The organism is Burkholderia puraquae, assembly GCF_002099195.1.
GTDB lineage: Bacteria > Pseudomonadota > Gammaproteobacteria > Burkholderiales > Burkholderiaceae > Burkholderia > Burkholderia puraquae.
Map to the genome: position 1 here is coordinate 67292 of NZ_NBYX01000028.1, position 14530 is coordinate 81821.

At 66.7% G+C, this 14530-nt stretch carries 16 protein-coding genes; 9 read left to right on the forward strand and 7 right to left on the reverse strand.

Annotated elements, in window-relative coordinates:
• Positions 1-15: 15 nt before the first annotated feature.
• The 4 genes from B7G54_RS38825 to sfnG are packed head-to-tail and all read left to right on the forward strand — an operon-like array spanning position 16 to position 2286.
• The gene (locus B7G54_RS38825) at positions 16-234 is read left to right on the forward strand and encodes a hypothetical protein (protein ID WP_133059242.1); all 219 of its coding nucleotides are present in this window, start codon (positions 16-18) and stop codon (positions 232-234) included.
• The gene (locus tag B7G54_RS38830) at positions 231-539 is read left to right on the forward strand and encodes a hypothetical protein (RefSeq protein WP_133059243.1); all 309 of its coding nucleotides are present in this window, start codon (positions 231-233) and stop codon (positions 537-539) included. The genes B7G54_RS38825 and B7G54_RS38830 overlap by 4 nt, the downstream gene beginning before the upstream one ends.
• Positions 540-585: 46 nt before the next feature.
• On the forward strand, positions 586-1146 hold the full coding sequence (gene msuE / locus B7G54_RS33555) for an FMN reductase (protein WP_085043029.1): 561 nt from the start codon (positions 586-588) through the stop codon (positions 1144-1146).
• Between the two features lie 36 nt (positions 1147-1182).
• Complete coding sequence (gene sfnG / locus B7G54_RS33560) at positions 1183-2286, forward strand: dimethylsulfone monooxygenase SfnG (RefSeq protein ID WP_085043012.1); 1104 nt, start codon at positions 1183-1185, stop codon at positions 2284-2286.
• Between the two features lie 81 nt (positions 2287-2367).
• Here sfnG and B7G54_RS40280 read toward each other — a convergent pair whose 3' ends face one another.
• Positions 2368-2664, reverse strand: a complete 297-nt coding sequence (locus B7G54_RS40280; protein WP_165765645.1) for a hypothetical protein — start codon at positions 2662-2664, stop codon at positions 2368-2370.
• A gap of 122 nt (positions 2665-2786) precedes the next feature.
• Positions 2787-3434: a LysE family translocator gene (locus B7G54_RS33570; protein ID WP_085043013.1), complete on the reverse strand. Its 648-nt coding sequence runs from the start codon at positions 3432-3434 to the stop codon at positions 2787-2789.
• Positions 3435-3544: 110 nt separating this feature from the next.
• Here B7G54_RS33570 and B7G54_RS33575 point away from each other — a divergent pair, with 110 nt between their 5' ends.
• Positions 3545-4396 (forward strand): LysR substrate-binding domain-containing protein, encoded by an 852-nt coding sequence (locus B7G54_RS33575; RefSeq protein ID WP_085043014.1) that lies wholly within the window; start codon positions 3545-3547, stop codon positions 4394-4396.
• Between the two features lie 22 nt (positions 4397-4418).
• Here the strand turns inward: B7G54_RS33575 and B7G54_RS33580 are convergent, their stop codons facing one another.
• Positions 4419-5309, reverse strand: coding sequence for a LysR substrate-binding domain-containing protein (locus B7G54_RS33580; RefSeq protein WP_085043015.1), 891 nt, complete (start codon positions 5307-5309; stop codon positions 4419-4421).
• Between the two features lie 153 nt (positions 5310-5462).
• Between B7G54_RS33580 and ydiJ the strand changes: the two genes are divergently transcribed.
• Complete coding sequence (gene ydiJ, locus B7G54_RS33585) at positions 5463-8522, forward strand: D-2-hydroxyglutarate dehydrogenase YdiJ (RefSeq protein WP_085043016.1); 3060 nt, start codon at positions 5463-5465, stop codon at positions 8520-8522.
• 92 nt (positions 8523-8614) lie between these two features.
• Here ydiJ and B7G54_RS33590 read toward each other — a convergent pair whose 3' ends face one another.
• The 3 genes from B7G54_RS33590 to B7G54_RS33600 all read right to left on the reverse strand — a co-directional run bounded on the left by B7G54_RS33590 (position 8615) and on the right by B7G54_RS33600 (position 11691).
• The gene (locus tag B7G54_RS33590; RefSeq protein ID WP_085043017.1) at positions 8615-8917 is read right to left on the reverse strand and encodes a DNA-binding protein; all 303 of its coding nucleotides are present in this window, start codon (positions 8915-8917) and stop codon (positions 8615-8617) included.
• 87 nt (positions 8918-9004) lie between these two features.
• Positions 9005-10159 carry a branched-chain amino acid ABC transporter substrate-binding protein gene (locus B7G54_RS33595; RefSeq protein ID WP_085043018.1) on the reverse strand — a complete coding sequence of 385 codons (1155 nt, stop codon included), beginning with the start codon at positions 10157-10159 and terminating at the stop codon, positions 9005-9007.
• Between the two features lie 632 nt (positions 10160-10791).
• The gene (locus B7G54_RS33600; protein WP_085043019.1) at positions 10792-11691 is read right to left on the reverse strand and encodes a DMT family transporter; all 900 of its coding nucleotides are present in this window, start codon (positions 11689-11691) and stop codon (positions 10792-10794) included.
• Positions 11692-11748: 57 nt separating this feature from the next.
• Between B7G54_RS33600 and B7G54_RS33605 the strand changes: the two genes are divergently transcribed.
• The 3 genes from B7G54_RS33605 (at position 11749) to B7G54_RS33615 (ending at position 14158) form a co-directional block, all read left to right on the forward strand.
• Positions 11749-12747, forward strand: coding sequence for a LysR substrate-binding domain-containing protein (locus B7G54_RS33605; RefSeq protein ID WP_085043020.1), 999 nt, complete (start codon positions 11749-11751; stop codon positions 12745-12747).
• A 180-nt stretch (positions 12748-12927) separates the two neighbouring features.
• Entirely contained in the window at positions 12928-13590 is a 663-nt protein-coding gene (locus tag B7G54_RS33610) for a nitroreductase (protein WP_085043021.1), read from the forward strand.
• Between the two features lie 112 nt (positions 13591-13702).
• Complete coding sequence (locus B7G54_RS33615) at positions 13703-14158, forward strand: sodium:proline symporter (RefSeq protein WP_085043022.1); 456 nt, start codon at positions 13703-13705, stop codon at positions 14156-14158.
• Positions 14159-14325: 167 nt separating this feature from the next.
• On the opposite strand, the gene B7G54_RS33620 is transcribed toward B7G54_RS33615, so the two are convergent.
• The coding region (locus B7G54_RS33620; protein WP_244289223.1) for an integrase core domain-containing protein at positions 14326-14530 on the reverse strand (205 nt) is incomplete at its 5' end.

The following is a 14530-nucleotide window of genomic DNA, read 5'->3' on the forward strand; positions in this document are numbered from 1 at the left end:
AGCGGTCATGCCGCGATGGGCGTTGCTGACCGGGTGCTGCGTGATCAGCAGAGTGTTCAACGTTTTGCGCAACGCGGGAAACATCGATTTCTGATAACCAATGCCGGATTGCTGCGCTGGACGCAGCCGCGCGTGGCGATGTCGCGTGGTGCAGCGATCGGCGGCACGCAAGGCGACGATGAAGCAGCCATGTCGACGCTACTGCAAGGATGCGACGCGTCGCGCCGGCCATGAATGCGGAGCGCGGACATCAATGCGTGCCGGAGGACGCCGTGCATGTGCCGGAATCCGTGTCGAAGCGGAAAAGCGCGCTTGCCGCACACTGCGCTGCTGATCACGCAGCAGCGTATCAGCAGCATTGTTTCCCGGAGTTCATCGCACTGCGGAATATGGTTGTGATGCCGTGGCTGGCACGCATATCAACGTGCGGCGATTGGTGGGGATGCCACGACAGGCCGTCGATCGCGATGCATTTCGTCATGCAGACGATCGTTCTCTATCGCAATCATCGAAATGGCACGCTCCTTGCTGACCCATGACGCGACGGGTGCGTCGGCACCCGACTCGACAATGGGAATGCAACCGATGAGCAATGCAATCAACGTGGTCGCGATATCGGGCGGCCTGCAGCGGCCGTCGCGCACGCTGGCGCTGACCGACGCGATCGTCGCGGCGCTTGGCGCCGCGCTGCCGATCGATACGCGGCTGATCGAACTCGGCGAGATCGGCGGCCGGCTGGCCGGCGCGCTGACGCGCGCGCAGGTGCCGGCCGACCTCGATGCGCAGATCCGCGCGATCGAGACGGCCGATGCGCTCGTCGTCGCGAGCCCCGTGTATCGCGCGTCGTACACGGGCCTCTTCAAGCACCTGTTCGACCTCGTGCATCACGAAGCGCTGGTCGACGTGCCGGTGCTGCTCGCAGCCACCGGCGGCAGCGAGCGTCATGCGCTCGTGATCGACCATCAGCTGCGCCCGCTGTTCAGCTTCTTCCAGGCCCGCACGCTGCCGATCGGCGTGTATGCGTCCGAAAGCGATTTCGACCAGTACCAGATCACGAACCCGGCGCTGCGCGCGCGCATCGCGCTCGCCGTCGATCGCGCGGTGCCGCAGCTGCGCCCGCATGCGCTTTCCGTCGCGGCCGCGTAGGCCGCCTGCGTTTTCTTTCTCGACCAGGACACACTCATGAGCCATACCGACTCTTCCGCCGACGGCGTCAAGTTCGCCTACTGGGTGCCGAACGTCAGCGGCGGCCTCGTCGTCAGCACGATCGAGCAGCGCACCGACTGGAGCCTCGAATACAACCAGCAGCTCGCGCGCACGGCCGAGGCGGCCGGCTTCGAGTACGCACTGAGCCAGATCCGCTTCACGGCCGGCTACGGCGCCGAATATCAGCACGAGTCGGTGTCGTTCAGCCAGGCGCTGCTGCATGCGACGACGAAGCTCAAGGTGCTCGCCGCGATCCTGCCGGGGCCGTGGCATCCGGCCGTGGTCGCGAAGCAGCTCGCGACGATCGACCACATCTCGAACGGGCGCATCGCGATCAATGTCGTGAGCGGCTGGTTCAAGGGCGAATTCACCGCGATCGGCGAGCCGTGGCTCGAGCACGACGAACGCTATCGGCGCTCGAAGGAGTTCATCCAGGCGCTGAAGGGCATCTGGACGCAGGACAACTTCACCTTCAAGGGCGACTTCTACCGTTTCAACGACTACACGCTGAGCCCGAAGCCGGTGCAGAAGCCGCATCCGGAGATCTTCCAGGGCGGCAGCTCGCGCGCGGCGCGCGACAACGCGGCGAGCGTGTCGGACTGGTACTTCACGAACGGCAATACGCCGGAGAACCTGAAGGCGCAGATCGACGACATCCGCGCGAAGGCGGCCGCGAACAACCATCGCGTGCGGATCGGCGTCAACGCGTTCGTGATCGCGCGCGACACCGAGGAAGAGGCGAAGGCCGTGCTCGACGACATCATCCGGCATGCACACGTCGAGGCCGTGCATGCGTTCGGCGATGCGGTGAAGCAGGCCGGCAGCGCGTCGCCGGAGGGCGAAGGCAACTGGGCGAAATCGACGTTCGAGGATCTGGTGCAGTACAACGACGGCTTCCGCACGAACCTGATCGGCACGCCGCAGCAGATCGCCGAGCGGATCGTCGCGCTGAAGGCGATCGGCGTCGATCTCGTGCTCGCGGGGTTCCTGCATTTCATCGAGGAAGTCGAGTACTTCGGCAAGCGCGTGCTGCCGCTCGTGCGCGAAATCGAGGCAAAGCGGCAAGCGGTTGCCGCGTGACGCGCAGGCTGGTGCGCGGCGGGCGCTCGCGCGTGTCGCGAGAAGGCCGATCGACGGGGCGACACCGACGGCGCTCGCGGGTCAGCCCGGCTTGACGTTTCGGATCTCGAAACAGGAGGACGGCGGATGCTTCGCGGCACCGCCGGCCGGTTCAAGCGTTTTGCCGGAAATCACGCGTCTACGGAAATCATCGAAGAAAACGTGCAACCGCACGCGGGTGCCACGCCAGTTCCCGTCATCGGCTCGGATGCCGAGGCACTCGACGTCGCGCATCCGGTCGCCAGCTCGGCTGGCCGAGCACGCCGCGTTGCGCGATCGCGAGCGGAAGCTGCCGTACGACGAGATCGAGCAGTTCTTGTCGAGCGGCCCGTGGGGCATCACGGTGCCGCGCGAATACGGCGGCGCGGTGATCGTCGAGAACGTGCGTGTGAGCCCATTCGAAATCTTCCACACGCAGCGTTCGTACGACCGCCCGACCTGCGCGGGCCCGTTCGCGGCCGTCACGCCATACCCGCCATCCTCGACGCATCGACCACCATCTGCACGCCGAGCCCGCCGAGGATGAGCCCCATCGCCCAGCGCTGCGCGAGCAGCAGCGTCGGGCGTCCGTGCAGGAACTTCGCGATGCTGCTCGAGCAGATCGCCACCAGCCCGTTCGCGGAAACGAACGCGGCGATCAGCAGCGAGCCGAGAAACAGCGATTGCCCGAGCACGCTGCCGTTCCGGTAGTCGATGAACTGCGGCAGCAACGAAATGAACAGCATCGCGAGCTTCGGGTTCAGCACGCTGGTCGTTGCGCCCATCGCGAGCAGTCGAAGCGGCCGCTCGCTCGGCAATGCCTGCACCTCGAACGGCGAGCGGCCGCCGGGCCGGACGGCCTGCCACGCCAGGTACAGCAGGTACGCCGCACCGACCACGGCCAGCCCGCTGCCCGCATAGGGCACGCTCATGAACAGCGTCGTGATGCCGAACGCGGCGCCGAACATGTAGAACAGATACCCGATCATCACGCCGCCGAGTGAAATGAGCCCTGCCGTGCGTCCTTGCGCGATCGAGCGCGACATCACGTAGACCATGTTCGGCCCGGGCGTGACCGCGAGCATGCCGCCGATGACGAGAAATCCGTAGAGCGATCCGGACGTATGCATATCTGACGATTCCTGCAACGAGTGAGTGCTGACGGGATTGATTGTCCGACCGTGGAGAAGAACAGTAAAACGGGATAAACTGAATCGATTGATCAGTTTTTCTGAATACGATGAAAAAGCTCGACCTCGATGTGCTCGCGATGGTGGTGGCCGTTGCGGAATCCGGATCGTTCGCTCAGGGCGCGCAGGCCGTGCACCGGTCGCCGTCGGCGGTGAGCATGCAGATCAAGGCGCTGGAAGACGCGCTCGGCAAGCCGCTCTTCGTCCGCGATACGCGCAACGTGACGCCGACCGGCGACGGCACGATGCTCGCCGAATACGGCCGCCGGATGCTGGCGATGCGCGACGAGGCATGGGCGTCGGTCGTGCGCCCGGAGATCCGCGGCCGCGTGACGATCGGCGTGCCCGACGATTACATTTCTTCGTTGCTGCCGCAGGTGCTCGGCAAGTTCGCCGCGATGCATCCGCGCGTGGAACTGCGCGTGATCGGCCAGCCGAGCAGCGCGCTCGTGCCGATGCTGAAAGACAACACGGTCGACCTCGCGTGCCTCACGCGGATCAAGGGCGTGACCGGCGAGCTGATCCGGCTCGAACCGCTCGTCTGGGCCGGATCGCCGAAGCGCAACGTATGGGAAGAGCGGCCGCTGCCGGTGGCCTTCTTCACGCACGGCGGCAGCATGGCGCGCGATCAGGCGGTCAAGGCGCTGAACCGGCGGAAGATCCCGTACCGGATGTCGTACGAAAGCCCGAGCCACCTCGGCCTGCTCAGCATGGTGGAGGCCGGGCTCGCGGTCGCGCCGCTGGCGCGCTGCTGCATTCCCGATCATCTCGTGCAGCTGTCGGAAAGCCACGGGCTGCCGCCGCTGGGCGAACTCGAGGTCGTGCTCGCGCGCAGCGCGCAGTCCGCGCGCCCGCCGTGCGACTACCTGGCCGAGCAGATTCTCGGCGAATGGCGGACCTGAGCGGCCCGCCGGCGGCCGCGTCTCAGCACGACTTCAGCAGCCATGCGCGGAACGCGACGAGCGACGGCAGCGTCTCGTTCCCCGGCGGGTAGACGAGGTAGTAGCTGCGCTGGCTGGTGATCGCGTCGCCGATCGACACGAGCTCGTGGCGGCTCAGCTCGTCTTCCACCAGCACTTTCGGCACCAGCCCGATCCCCATCCCGGCCCGCACGGCCTGGATCAGGTGCGACGTCAGCTCGAAGCTCGGGCCGATGCGCATCTGGCGGTGGTCGAGCCGATAGTGCGAGAACCATTCTGCCCATGCCTGCTGGTTGCTCGTCACGCCGAGCAGCGTCTGCTTTGCGGCCCAGGCCGGCGTGCGCGTGTCGGCCTTGCGGCGGCCGCCGGTGTCCGGCGGCGCGATCGCGATCAGGAACTCGTTGTACAGCCGGTGTGCGTGCAGGCCCGGCCAGTCGTCCGCGCCGACGGTGATGGCCGCATCGAGGTCGTCGTTGAGGAAATCGATGGCGCCGATCCGCGAATGAAGGTGCACGGTCACGCCCGGATGCGCGGTGTAGAAGTCGTGCAGGTGCGGCAGCAGCCACTTCGAGCCGAACGTGGGCAGCGTCGCGAGCCGCAGCGTGCCGGCGCCTGCCTGGTGCGACATCGCCTGCAGCGTCGCGCCGCGGATGCGCCCCAGTGCGCCGCTCAGCTCGATGAAGTAGCGGCGCCCCACTTCGGTCAGCTTCACCGAGCGGCCCTCGCGCCGGAACAGCGGCACGCCGAGTTGATCCTCGAGCGTCTGGACCTGCCGGCTGATCGCGCTCTGGCTCAGCGACAGCTCCTCGGCCGCGCGCGTGTAACTTTCGTGCCGCGCGGCGGCTTCGAACACCAGCAGCAGCGACATCGACGGGGTGAGGCGACGGTAATTCATGAGTTTTATGCAATATTCGCCGGGTGAGAATTCGTTTGTTTCTCACGGAATTTCCAAAGATACTGGAATTCCCGGTTGCGTGGAAACTTGCTAAAAAATCATGTTTCGGCGCACGCGAACCGGCCGGTTCCACCCACACTGCGCATTTACCCCATGTCGATCGCCCCATTGCCCCGTCCCGCCAGCCCGCCCGCGCATGCGTACCGTGACTTTCTCACTGCACTGCAGGCTGCCGGATTCGCCGGGGAAATCCGCGCGGACCATGCGAACCGGACGGTGCAGGCCACCGACAACTCGATCTACCAGCGCCTGCCGCAAGCGGTGATCTGCCCTGCGCATGCGGACGATGTGCGGCTGCTGGCGCGGCTGCTCGCCGAGCCCGCGCATCGCGACGTCGCGGTGGCCGCGCGCGGCGGCGGCACGGGCACCAACGGCCAGTCGCTGACCGACGGCGTGGTCGTCGACCTGTCGCGCAACATGAACCGGATCCTCGAAATCGACGTCGAGCAGCGCTGGGTGCGCGTGCAGGCGGGCGTCGTCAAGGATCAGCTCAATGCGGCGCTGAAGCCGCACGGGCTGTTTTTCGCACCGGAACTGTCGACGTCGAATCGCGCGACCGTCGGCGGGATGATCAACACCGACGCGAGCGGGCAGGGCAGCTGCACGTACGGCAAGACGCGCGACCACGTGCTCGAGCTCGATTTCGTGCTGATGGGCGGCGAGCAGCTGCACAGCGACGCGCTCGCCGACGACGAGCTGGAGCGCCGCTGCGCGCGCCAGGACCGCGTCGGCAAGGTCTACCGCGCCGCGCGGCGCATCAGCGACGACAAGGCGGCGCTGATCGACGCGAAGTTTCCGAAGCTCAATCGCTGCCTGACCGGCTATGACCTCGCGCACCTGCGCGAACCCGACGGCCGCTTCAACCTGAACAGCGTGCTGTGCGGCGCCGAAGGCTCGCTCGGCTTCGTCGTCGAGGCGAAGCTCAACGTGCTGCCGATCCCGAAGTATTCGGTGCTGGTCAACGTGCGCTACGCGGGCTTCATGGACGCGCTGCGCGACGCGCGCGCACTGCTCGCGCATCAGCCGCTGTCGATCGAGACGGTCGACTCCAAGGTGCTGATGCTGGCGATGAAGGACTTCGTATGGAGCAGCGTGGCCGAGTATTTCCCGCAGGACGACGCTCGGCCGACGCTCGGCATCAACCTGATCGAATTCAGCGGCGACGATGCGGACGACGTCGACGCGCGCGTGCGCGCATTCGTCGACCATCTGCGCACCGATACCAGCGTGGAGCGCCTGGGCCACACGCTCGCGGCCGGCGACGACGCCGTGAAGCGCGTGTATGCGATGCGCAAGCGCGCGGTCGGCCTGCTCGGCAACGTGCAGGGTGAGGCGCGCCCGCAGCCGTTCGTCGAGGACACCGCGGTGCCGCCCGAGAACCTTCCCGCGTACATCGCCGAATTCCGCGCGCTGCTCGACGGCCACGGGCTGCAATACGGGATGTTCGGGCACGTCGATGCCGGCGTGCTGCACGTGCGGCCGGCGCTCGACATGAAGGACCCGAGGCAGGCGGCGCTGGTGCGGCCCGTGTCGGATGCGGTGGCCGAACTCACGCAGCGGCATGGTGGCCTGTTATGGGGCGAGCATGGCAAGGGCGTGCGCTCCGAATATGCGCCGGCGTTTTTCGGCGAGCTGTATCCGTCGCTGCAGCAACTGAAGGCCGCGTTCGATCCGTACAACCAGTTCAACCCGGGCAAGATCGCGACGCCGCCGGACCGCACGATGCGGCTGCTGAAGATCGACGAGGTACCGACGCGCGGCGACCACGACCGGCAGATCGACGAGCGTGTGTGGCAGAGCTACGGCACCGCGATGCACTGTAACGGCAACGGCGCGTGCTACAACTTCGATCCGGACGACGCGATGTGCCCGTCGTGGAAGGCGACGCGCGAACGCGTGCAATCGCCGAAGGGGCGGGCGTCGCTGATGCGCGAATGGTTGCGCCTGCAAGGGCAGGCCGGTGTCGACGTCGTCGCGGCGGCGCGTGCGCGGCAGCCGTTCCTGAGTGGCCTTGCGGCGCGCTGGCGCAACAGCCGCGCGGCGCGCAGCGGCGAGGCCGACTTCTCGCACGAGGTGTACGACGCGATGGCCGGGTGCCTCGCGTGCAAGTCGTGCGCGGGACAGTGCCCGGTGAAGGTGAACGTGCCGGAGTTTCGCTCGCGTTTCCTCGAGCTGTACCACCAGCGCTACCTGCGGCCGTTGCGCGACTACCTGATCGGCTCGCTCGAATTCACGATGCCGTGGATGGCGCGGGTGCCCGGGCTGTACAACGGGCTGATGCGGGCGGGATGGATGCGCACGCTGCTGGAGCGGCACGTCGGCATGGTCGACAGCCCGCTGCTGAGCCGCTTCGATCTCGCGGCCGTGATTCGTCAATGGCGCGTGAAGCCGGCCGACCCGCAGGCGCTCGCCGCGTTGGGCGACGCGCAGCGCGCACGCAGCGTCGTCATCGTGCAGGACACGTTCACGCGCTATTTCGATACCGAGCAACTGGCGACGCTGATCGAGTTGGCGGCGCGCTCGGGCTTTCAGGTGTGGCTCGCGCCGCTCGCGCCGAACGGCAAGGCGCTGCACGTGCAGGGCTTTCTGCGGGCGTTCGAGCAGGCGGCGATCCGCAATGCGACGCAACTGGCCGCATTGGCGCGCTCGGGTGTCGCGCTGGTCGGCCTCGATCCGGCGATGACGCTCACGTATCGGCAGGAATACCTGAAGGTGACGGGGCTCACCGAGGTGCCGAAGGTCGCGCTGCCGCAGGAATGGCTGCTGCAGGCGCTGCCGGAGGCCGGTGACGGTGGCGGAGACAGCAGCGTGCCCGCGTCGTACCGGTTGCTGCCGCACTGCACCGAGAAGACCAATGCGCCCGACAGCGGCAAGCAATGGGTACAGGTGTTCGCACGACGCGGGCTGCGTTTGCAGGTTCAGGCGGCAGGGTGCTGCGGGATGTCGGGCACCTACGGGCACGAGGCGCGCAATCTCGACACGTCGAGGACGATCTATGCGCAGTCGTGGGCGGCGCATGTCGATGCAGCGGACGTGGAAGGCGAGGCGCTGGCGACCGGCTATTCATGCCGCAGCCAGGTGAAGCGGATGTCGTCGAAGCAGGTGCGCCATCCGTTGCAGGCGCTGCTCGATCATGTCAGGGCGGCGGGGTGACGATCGGGTGTCGCGTGTTGCGTTGCCCGTGAGATGGCTTTCATCTCAGTGTCGAGCGGCACGCTTCGCGCCGCTGTCGACGCCTGTCTGGCTCACGCGTCCGCTTTAGCCGTTTTTCCGGAACGCGGCTTTTCCGCCGCAGGAAACACACCGCCGCCGCGTGGCCGTTTCGGTTCGATCCGCATTTGCCGGATCACGCGCCGGAAATCGATCTCGTGTGCGGCCAGCGTGCCGATCAGTTTCGCGATGACCGCGAGGTGGGACGGGACGGTGCCCTTGCTCGAATAGTTCGTGATCGAGCTTTCGTTCATCCGGATCAGGCGGGCGAACTCGCGTGCCGTCAACTGTGCCTTCTTCAACTCCTGTTGGAATTCTGCATACGCCATTGCACACATGATGCTTTGTCTCCGTGAATCAGAATTCGGCCCGCGCGGCGCCGGCGCCGACGAGTGGCGTTCCCGTCGTGCCGGCGCGGCGGCGGGTTACATCTTCACCTGGTCGAGGAAAGTCTTCTTGCCGGTCTTGTAGCCGTAGATCGAGATGATCCCGTGCGTCAGGTCGCCCTTCGAATCGAAGGTCGTCGTGCCGATCACGCCGTCGTACTTCGTCGCCGGCATCGCCGCGAGGATCTTCGCCGGGTCGGTCGAGTTCGCGCGCTTCATCGCGTCGACCGCGATGTAGACCGCGTCATACGCGAACGGCGCATCGAACTTGATGCCCTGGTTGAAGCGCTTCTGGTATTTCGCGAGGAAGGCCGCGCCGCCCGGCATCTTTTCGAGCGCCGCGCCGGCTTGCGAGCACAGCACGTTGTCGGCTGCCGGGCCGGCCAGCTCGGCCAGCGAGTCGGTGCACACGCCGTCGCCGGACAGGATCTTCGCGCGCAGGCCGAGCTGCTTCGCCTGCTTCGCGAGCGGGCCGCCGGTGGCGTCCATGCCGCCGTACATGATCGCGTCCGGGTTCTCGCCCTTGACCTTGGTGAGAATCGCGCGGAAGTCGACGGCCTTGTCGTTGGTTGCGTCGTGCGACAGCACCTTCAGGCCGAGCGCCTTCGCCTTCTTCTCGAACTCGTTCGCGAGGCCCTGGCCGTACGCGGTCGAATCGTCGATCACCGCGACGCTCTTCACGCCCTTCGACTGCGCGTAGCTCGCGAGCGCCGGGCCTTGCTGCGCGTCGGTCGCGACGACGCGGTAGGTCGTCTTGAAGCCTTGCTGCGTGTAGGTCGGGTTCGTGGCCGACGGCGAGATCTGCACGATGCCCGCGTCGCTGTAGATCTTCGACGCCGGGATCGACGTGCCCGAGTTCAGGTGGCCGATGACGGCGACGACCTTGTCGTCGACCAGCTTCTGCGCAACCTGCGTGGCCTGGCGCGGGTCGGCCGCGTCATCCTGCGCATCGAGTTGCAGCGTGATCTTCTTGCCGCCGATCGTGAGCCCCTTCGCATTGATTTCCTCGACCGCGAGGCGCGCACCGTTCTCGTTGTCCTTGCCGAGGTGCGAGATGCCGCCCGTCGTCGGTTCGACGCTGCCGATCTTCACGACCTGGTCGGCCATCGCGGTCGACGCGGCCGCGAACGCGGCGGCAGCCAGTGCGACGGTGATCAGGGGTTTGCAGCGCATGCCGACAGTGCTTCGTTCCATCTGCCATCTCCGAATTGAATTTTCTTGCTATTGACGTCTCGACCGGCCGACGGCGAGGTCGGGGCGATCGGACGAGTCTCCGTACCCGTCATGGGCTTCACTTGCATCGCGTCCTGCCCCGCCACGTGCCGCCCGGGAGAGCGGGCGAATCGGGGCCTGATACGGTGCAATTCGTATGAATATATCTGAAGCCGATTTTGCGCGCTGCAGCGAATCGCGTAGCGGGGCGGCTGCGGCACGGCCGGTGCCCGACTTGCGAAGGCGCCGGATGCCGGAAATCGTGCGCCGCGGCAGGCCGCAGGCTGCGATTCGCTGTCGACGGCCTTACGGCCGCATCCATTATTCGGCCGGCGGCCGGGACGAAGCCATGGACACTGATGCGCGGTCAATCCGGAACTGTTCGGTCGATTTGTCTGCACAGTTTGGACGATTTCGATTGCGCATCCGGTTGCAGGGCCATGCTTCATCGGGATCGATGTTCTCGTTTTAACGCAACTAACGGTCAAGTTCGGCAGCGTCGGCGAACTGGTGCGAGTCGACAGCCCGCGCGACGCATCCGGCTTTGCAGATGCCGGGGTTCGTCCTGACCGGCTCGCCTGGGGATCGCCGGGCCGATCGTGCCGGCTACGATCCTATGAACGTCCGCGCAACGCCACGAAGATCACGCCGGCAATCGCCAGCAGCCCGCCACACACCGTCTCGATGCCGGGCCGCTCGCCCGTCAGTGCCATCGACAGGACGGTCGCGACCGCCGGCGTCAGATAGAGGAAGTTGGCGGCGCGCGCTGCGCCGAAGTAGCCGAGTGCGAACGTCCAGGTCGCGTAACCCAGCGCGGCGGGGAAGATGCCGAGCGTCAGGACGGCCAGCGTCGTATCGCGCGACCCGCTGCCCAGCGCCACGAGCGCGCCCGGCAGCCACGGCGTGAGCAGCAGCGCGCCGGCCAGCAGCGTGTATGCGGTGCAGGCCAGCGCGCCGTACACCGGAATCAGCCGCCGCTGCAGCACGAAATAGCTGGCTGAGCACAAGGCCGCACCAAGGATCAGCGTGCTGCCCGCGCCGAGAACGAGCCCGCCCGGCTGCCCGCGTGCGATCACCGCGATGCCGGCGAGGCTGAGCAGCGAGCCGAGCCAGCCCCAGCGATTGAAGCGCTCGCCCAGAAACACGGCCGCCAGCAGCGCCGTGAAGATCGGCAGCGTGTTCACGATGAAGCTTGCCGCGCCGGCCGATACGGTCTGCTCGCCGGTATTGAGCAGCGCGTTGTAGAGCGCGATGCCGAGAAAGCCGCACAGCAGGAAGCGCAGCGCGTCGCCCCGTGCCGGCACGCGCGGCCGCCGCACTGCCAGCCACGCGATGATCAGCACGGCGGCAGTGGCGAAGCGCGCCGCTGCGAGCTGGAGCGGAGTCAGGCCATGCAGGCCGATCCGGATGAACGGGAAAGCGGACGCCCACGAGACGATCGTGAAGGCGACCGCGCCGGCCGCGATCAGCGGCTGCCGCGCATGACGCGACGACGGTGTGGAGAGCGTGTTCATGCGGCAATGATGCGGCGTGGCGAGATGTTAAGCTAGCGCACAGATCAGCATGCAGGTATGAACATGATTCACAGCTCGAGCCGGCGGCCGGCCGGCACCTCCGCTCGCGTGACGCAGGGCCCGGCGGCGTTGCCTGCCGCAGCGCCGGCGCCGGCGACGGGTTCGCGGCCGCCGCTCGCGAGTCTCGAGACCGTGTGCGCGGTCGCGCGCGAGGGTTCGTTCCTCGCGGCCGCTGAAGTCTCCGGCGTGACGCACGGCGCGATCAGCCGGCGCGTGGCCGCCGTCGAAAACTGGCTCGGCCTGAGGTTGTTCGAACGTCATGCGCGCGGCGTGCGCCTGACGCCGGATGGGCAGCGCTTCGTCGGCCGGATCGAACAGGCGTTCGCGATCATCGACAGTGCGGCGGATCAGTGGCGCTCGCCGCGTACGCCGCGACTGGTCAGGATGAGCGTGGTGCCGGCCTTCGCGCAGCTCTGGCTGTTCGAGCGCCAGCATGCGCTCGAGAGCGAGGCGCCCGCGTTGCGGATCGAGCTCGGTATCGACCTGCGCAACGTGGATATCGCCGGCGGCGAAGCGGACCTGTCGGTCCGGTACGGGCGCGGCAACTGGCGTCAGCTCGAAACCCATGCGTTCATGCCGGAGCGGCTCTATCCGATTGCGCATCCGCGGCTCGCCGCGCAACTGGCGAAGGAGCGCCGCCGGCGCGGCGATGCCGCGCTGCTCGACCTGCCGTTGCTGCACGATTCCGAAGTGACCGGCTGGCGCACGTGGTTCGATGCATTGGGTGTGCCGTTCAAGCCGCGCGTGCAGGATCGCCGGTTCGAGGATTACAACCTCGTGCTGGCCGCGGCCGAGGCAGGCCTCGGCGTGGCGCTGGCGCGCGTACCCCTCGCCGACGCCTATCTCAAGCGCAGCGACCTCGTGCGCGTGAGCCGGCACGAGGTCGATTCGGTGCTCAGGTATTACTTCGTGCACGCGAAGGGGGAGAATCGGCCGGAGGTGCTGGCGTTGATGGAGCGGATGCGGGCGGCGGTAGGGGCAGGCGGCCAGGCCTAGCCGGGGTGTCGTGACGGCCCGCCACGGCGGGCCGGTGGGGGCGAAGAAAGCGGGGCGCGATACGCGGCACTAGGCCCCGGCCGCCGGATCGACGACAATGCCACCGCGAAAAACGATGAGGTAGAGAGTGAACGAGAATCGAAAATGTGTGCAGCCGTGCGGCTGCAACGGAGGTCAGCAATGAACAGGCCAGACAAGTCGTCGAAAGCGCGCGCAGCGCTCGACCAGCTGTTTTCGGGTACGGCGCCTGCGGATGCGACGCGCGCGTCGCGTCCGGGCAATCCGTTCGAAGCGAACGCAGACGAGGCATCCGCTGGCGGGCGCGCCGGTATCGAAGTCACGCTGTCGACCCGGATCCAGTTGCGCGGGTATCCGAATGCGAACGCATTCATGAAGCGGATGGCCGAAGCCTGGGGGCTGGAGTGGGGAATGTACGACAGCGTCAAGGCCATCGCGACGCTGCCCACCGGATGGCGGGCACGCCGGCTTCCGGAAGTCACGCAGATCGTCGACGGGCACGACGTGCTGCGCGCGGAGAGCAGCCTGCAGGGCGGCGAGATGTCGTACCTGAAAGTGCATCCGCGGTACTACATCGACGCCCGCAAGGGGTTCGGCTGGGGCAAGTCGTCGAAGGCATCCGACGATCCGGATCTGGACGGCCCCGACTGGAACTGCTTCGTGATCGATCGCGAAAAGTCCGTCGAAGTGCACGAACTGACGACTTCGTCGCTGAAAGCCGACATGGACAATGCGCGGGCGACGTTGCTGAAATGGCTCGACGAGAACTATCCGCAACATCGCGATCCTTTCGCGTACTGGACGGATTGCGAAGCGGCATCGTAATTTTGCGTGACCGCCCGGTTCGGTATCGCGGGCATACATTGCCCGACCGGAATCGGGGCGGGTGGGGCGCATGCCGCTTCGATGCATCGGCCGGTTGCGACGGGAGCGCCAATTGAAACGAGCCGGTTTCGTCCCGGTTCTCTGGGCAGCGTTCGGCGCGGCGGTCGGTTCAACCGTCGTCGAGCTGCTGCTCTGGCCGATCGTCGGCGACGACACCGTTGCGAACCTGTTGCGCGACACACGCCTCACGGCGGCCATCGTGATGGGGCGCGGCGTGCTCGGCGCGTCCGCCGGCTTCGATCCGCTGCTCATGGCGGTGGCGACCGTCGTGCACCTGATGCTGTCGCTGGTCTATGCGGCGGTGCTGGCGAAGGTGATTCGCAACCTGTCGCTCGCGGCCGCGTTACTCGCAGGCGGCGCGTTCGGCCTCATCCTGTACGGCGTCAACCTGTATGCGTTCACCGCGATCTTCCCGTGGTTCATCCCGGTTCGTGGCGCGATCACGCTGGTGGCCCATCTGGTATTCGGGATCACGGCAGCGGCTGCCTACCGCTTTGCCAGGCGCTAGACCGGACGCCAACCGCGGCAACGATGGTCGCGGGTCGCCACATCGATCATTTGACCCTGAACCGGATTTAGTCCCGATCGGAAGTGGAGATTTCCGGCTTGTGACCCTGAACCGGATTTAGTCCCGATCGGAAGTGGAGATTTCCGGCTTGTGACCCTGAACCGGATTTAGTCCCGATCGGAAGTGGAGATTTCCGGCTTGGTTGAGTTGTCGGGCGAGGCGGATTCCCTTGCCTGACGGGCGAATTCGGCAGGCGTCATCCACTGCAATGCGGAGTGGGGACGAACCTCGTTATAGTACGTGCGCCAGTCGTCGATTTTGCTCTGCGCGTCGGCCAATGACAAGAACCAATGCGCGTTCAGACATTCCTGC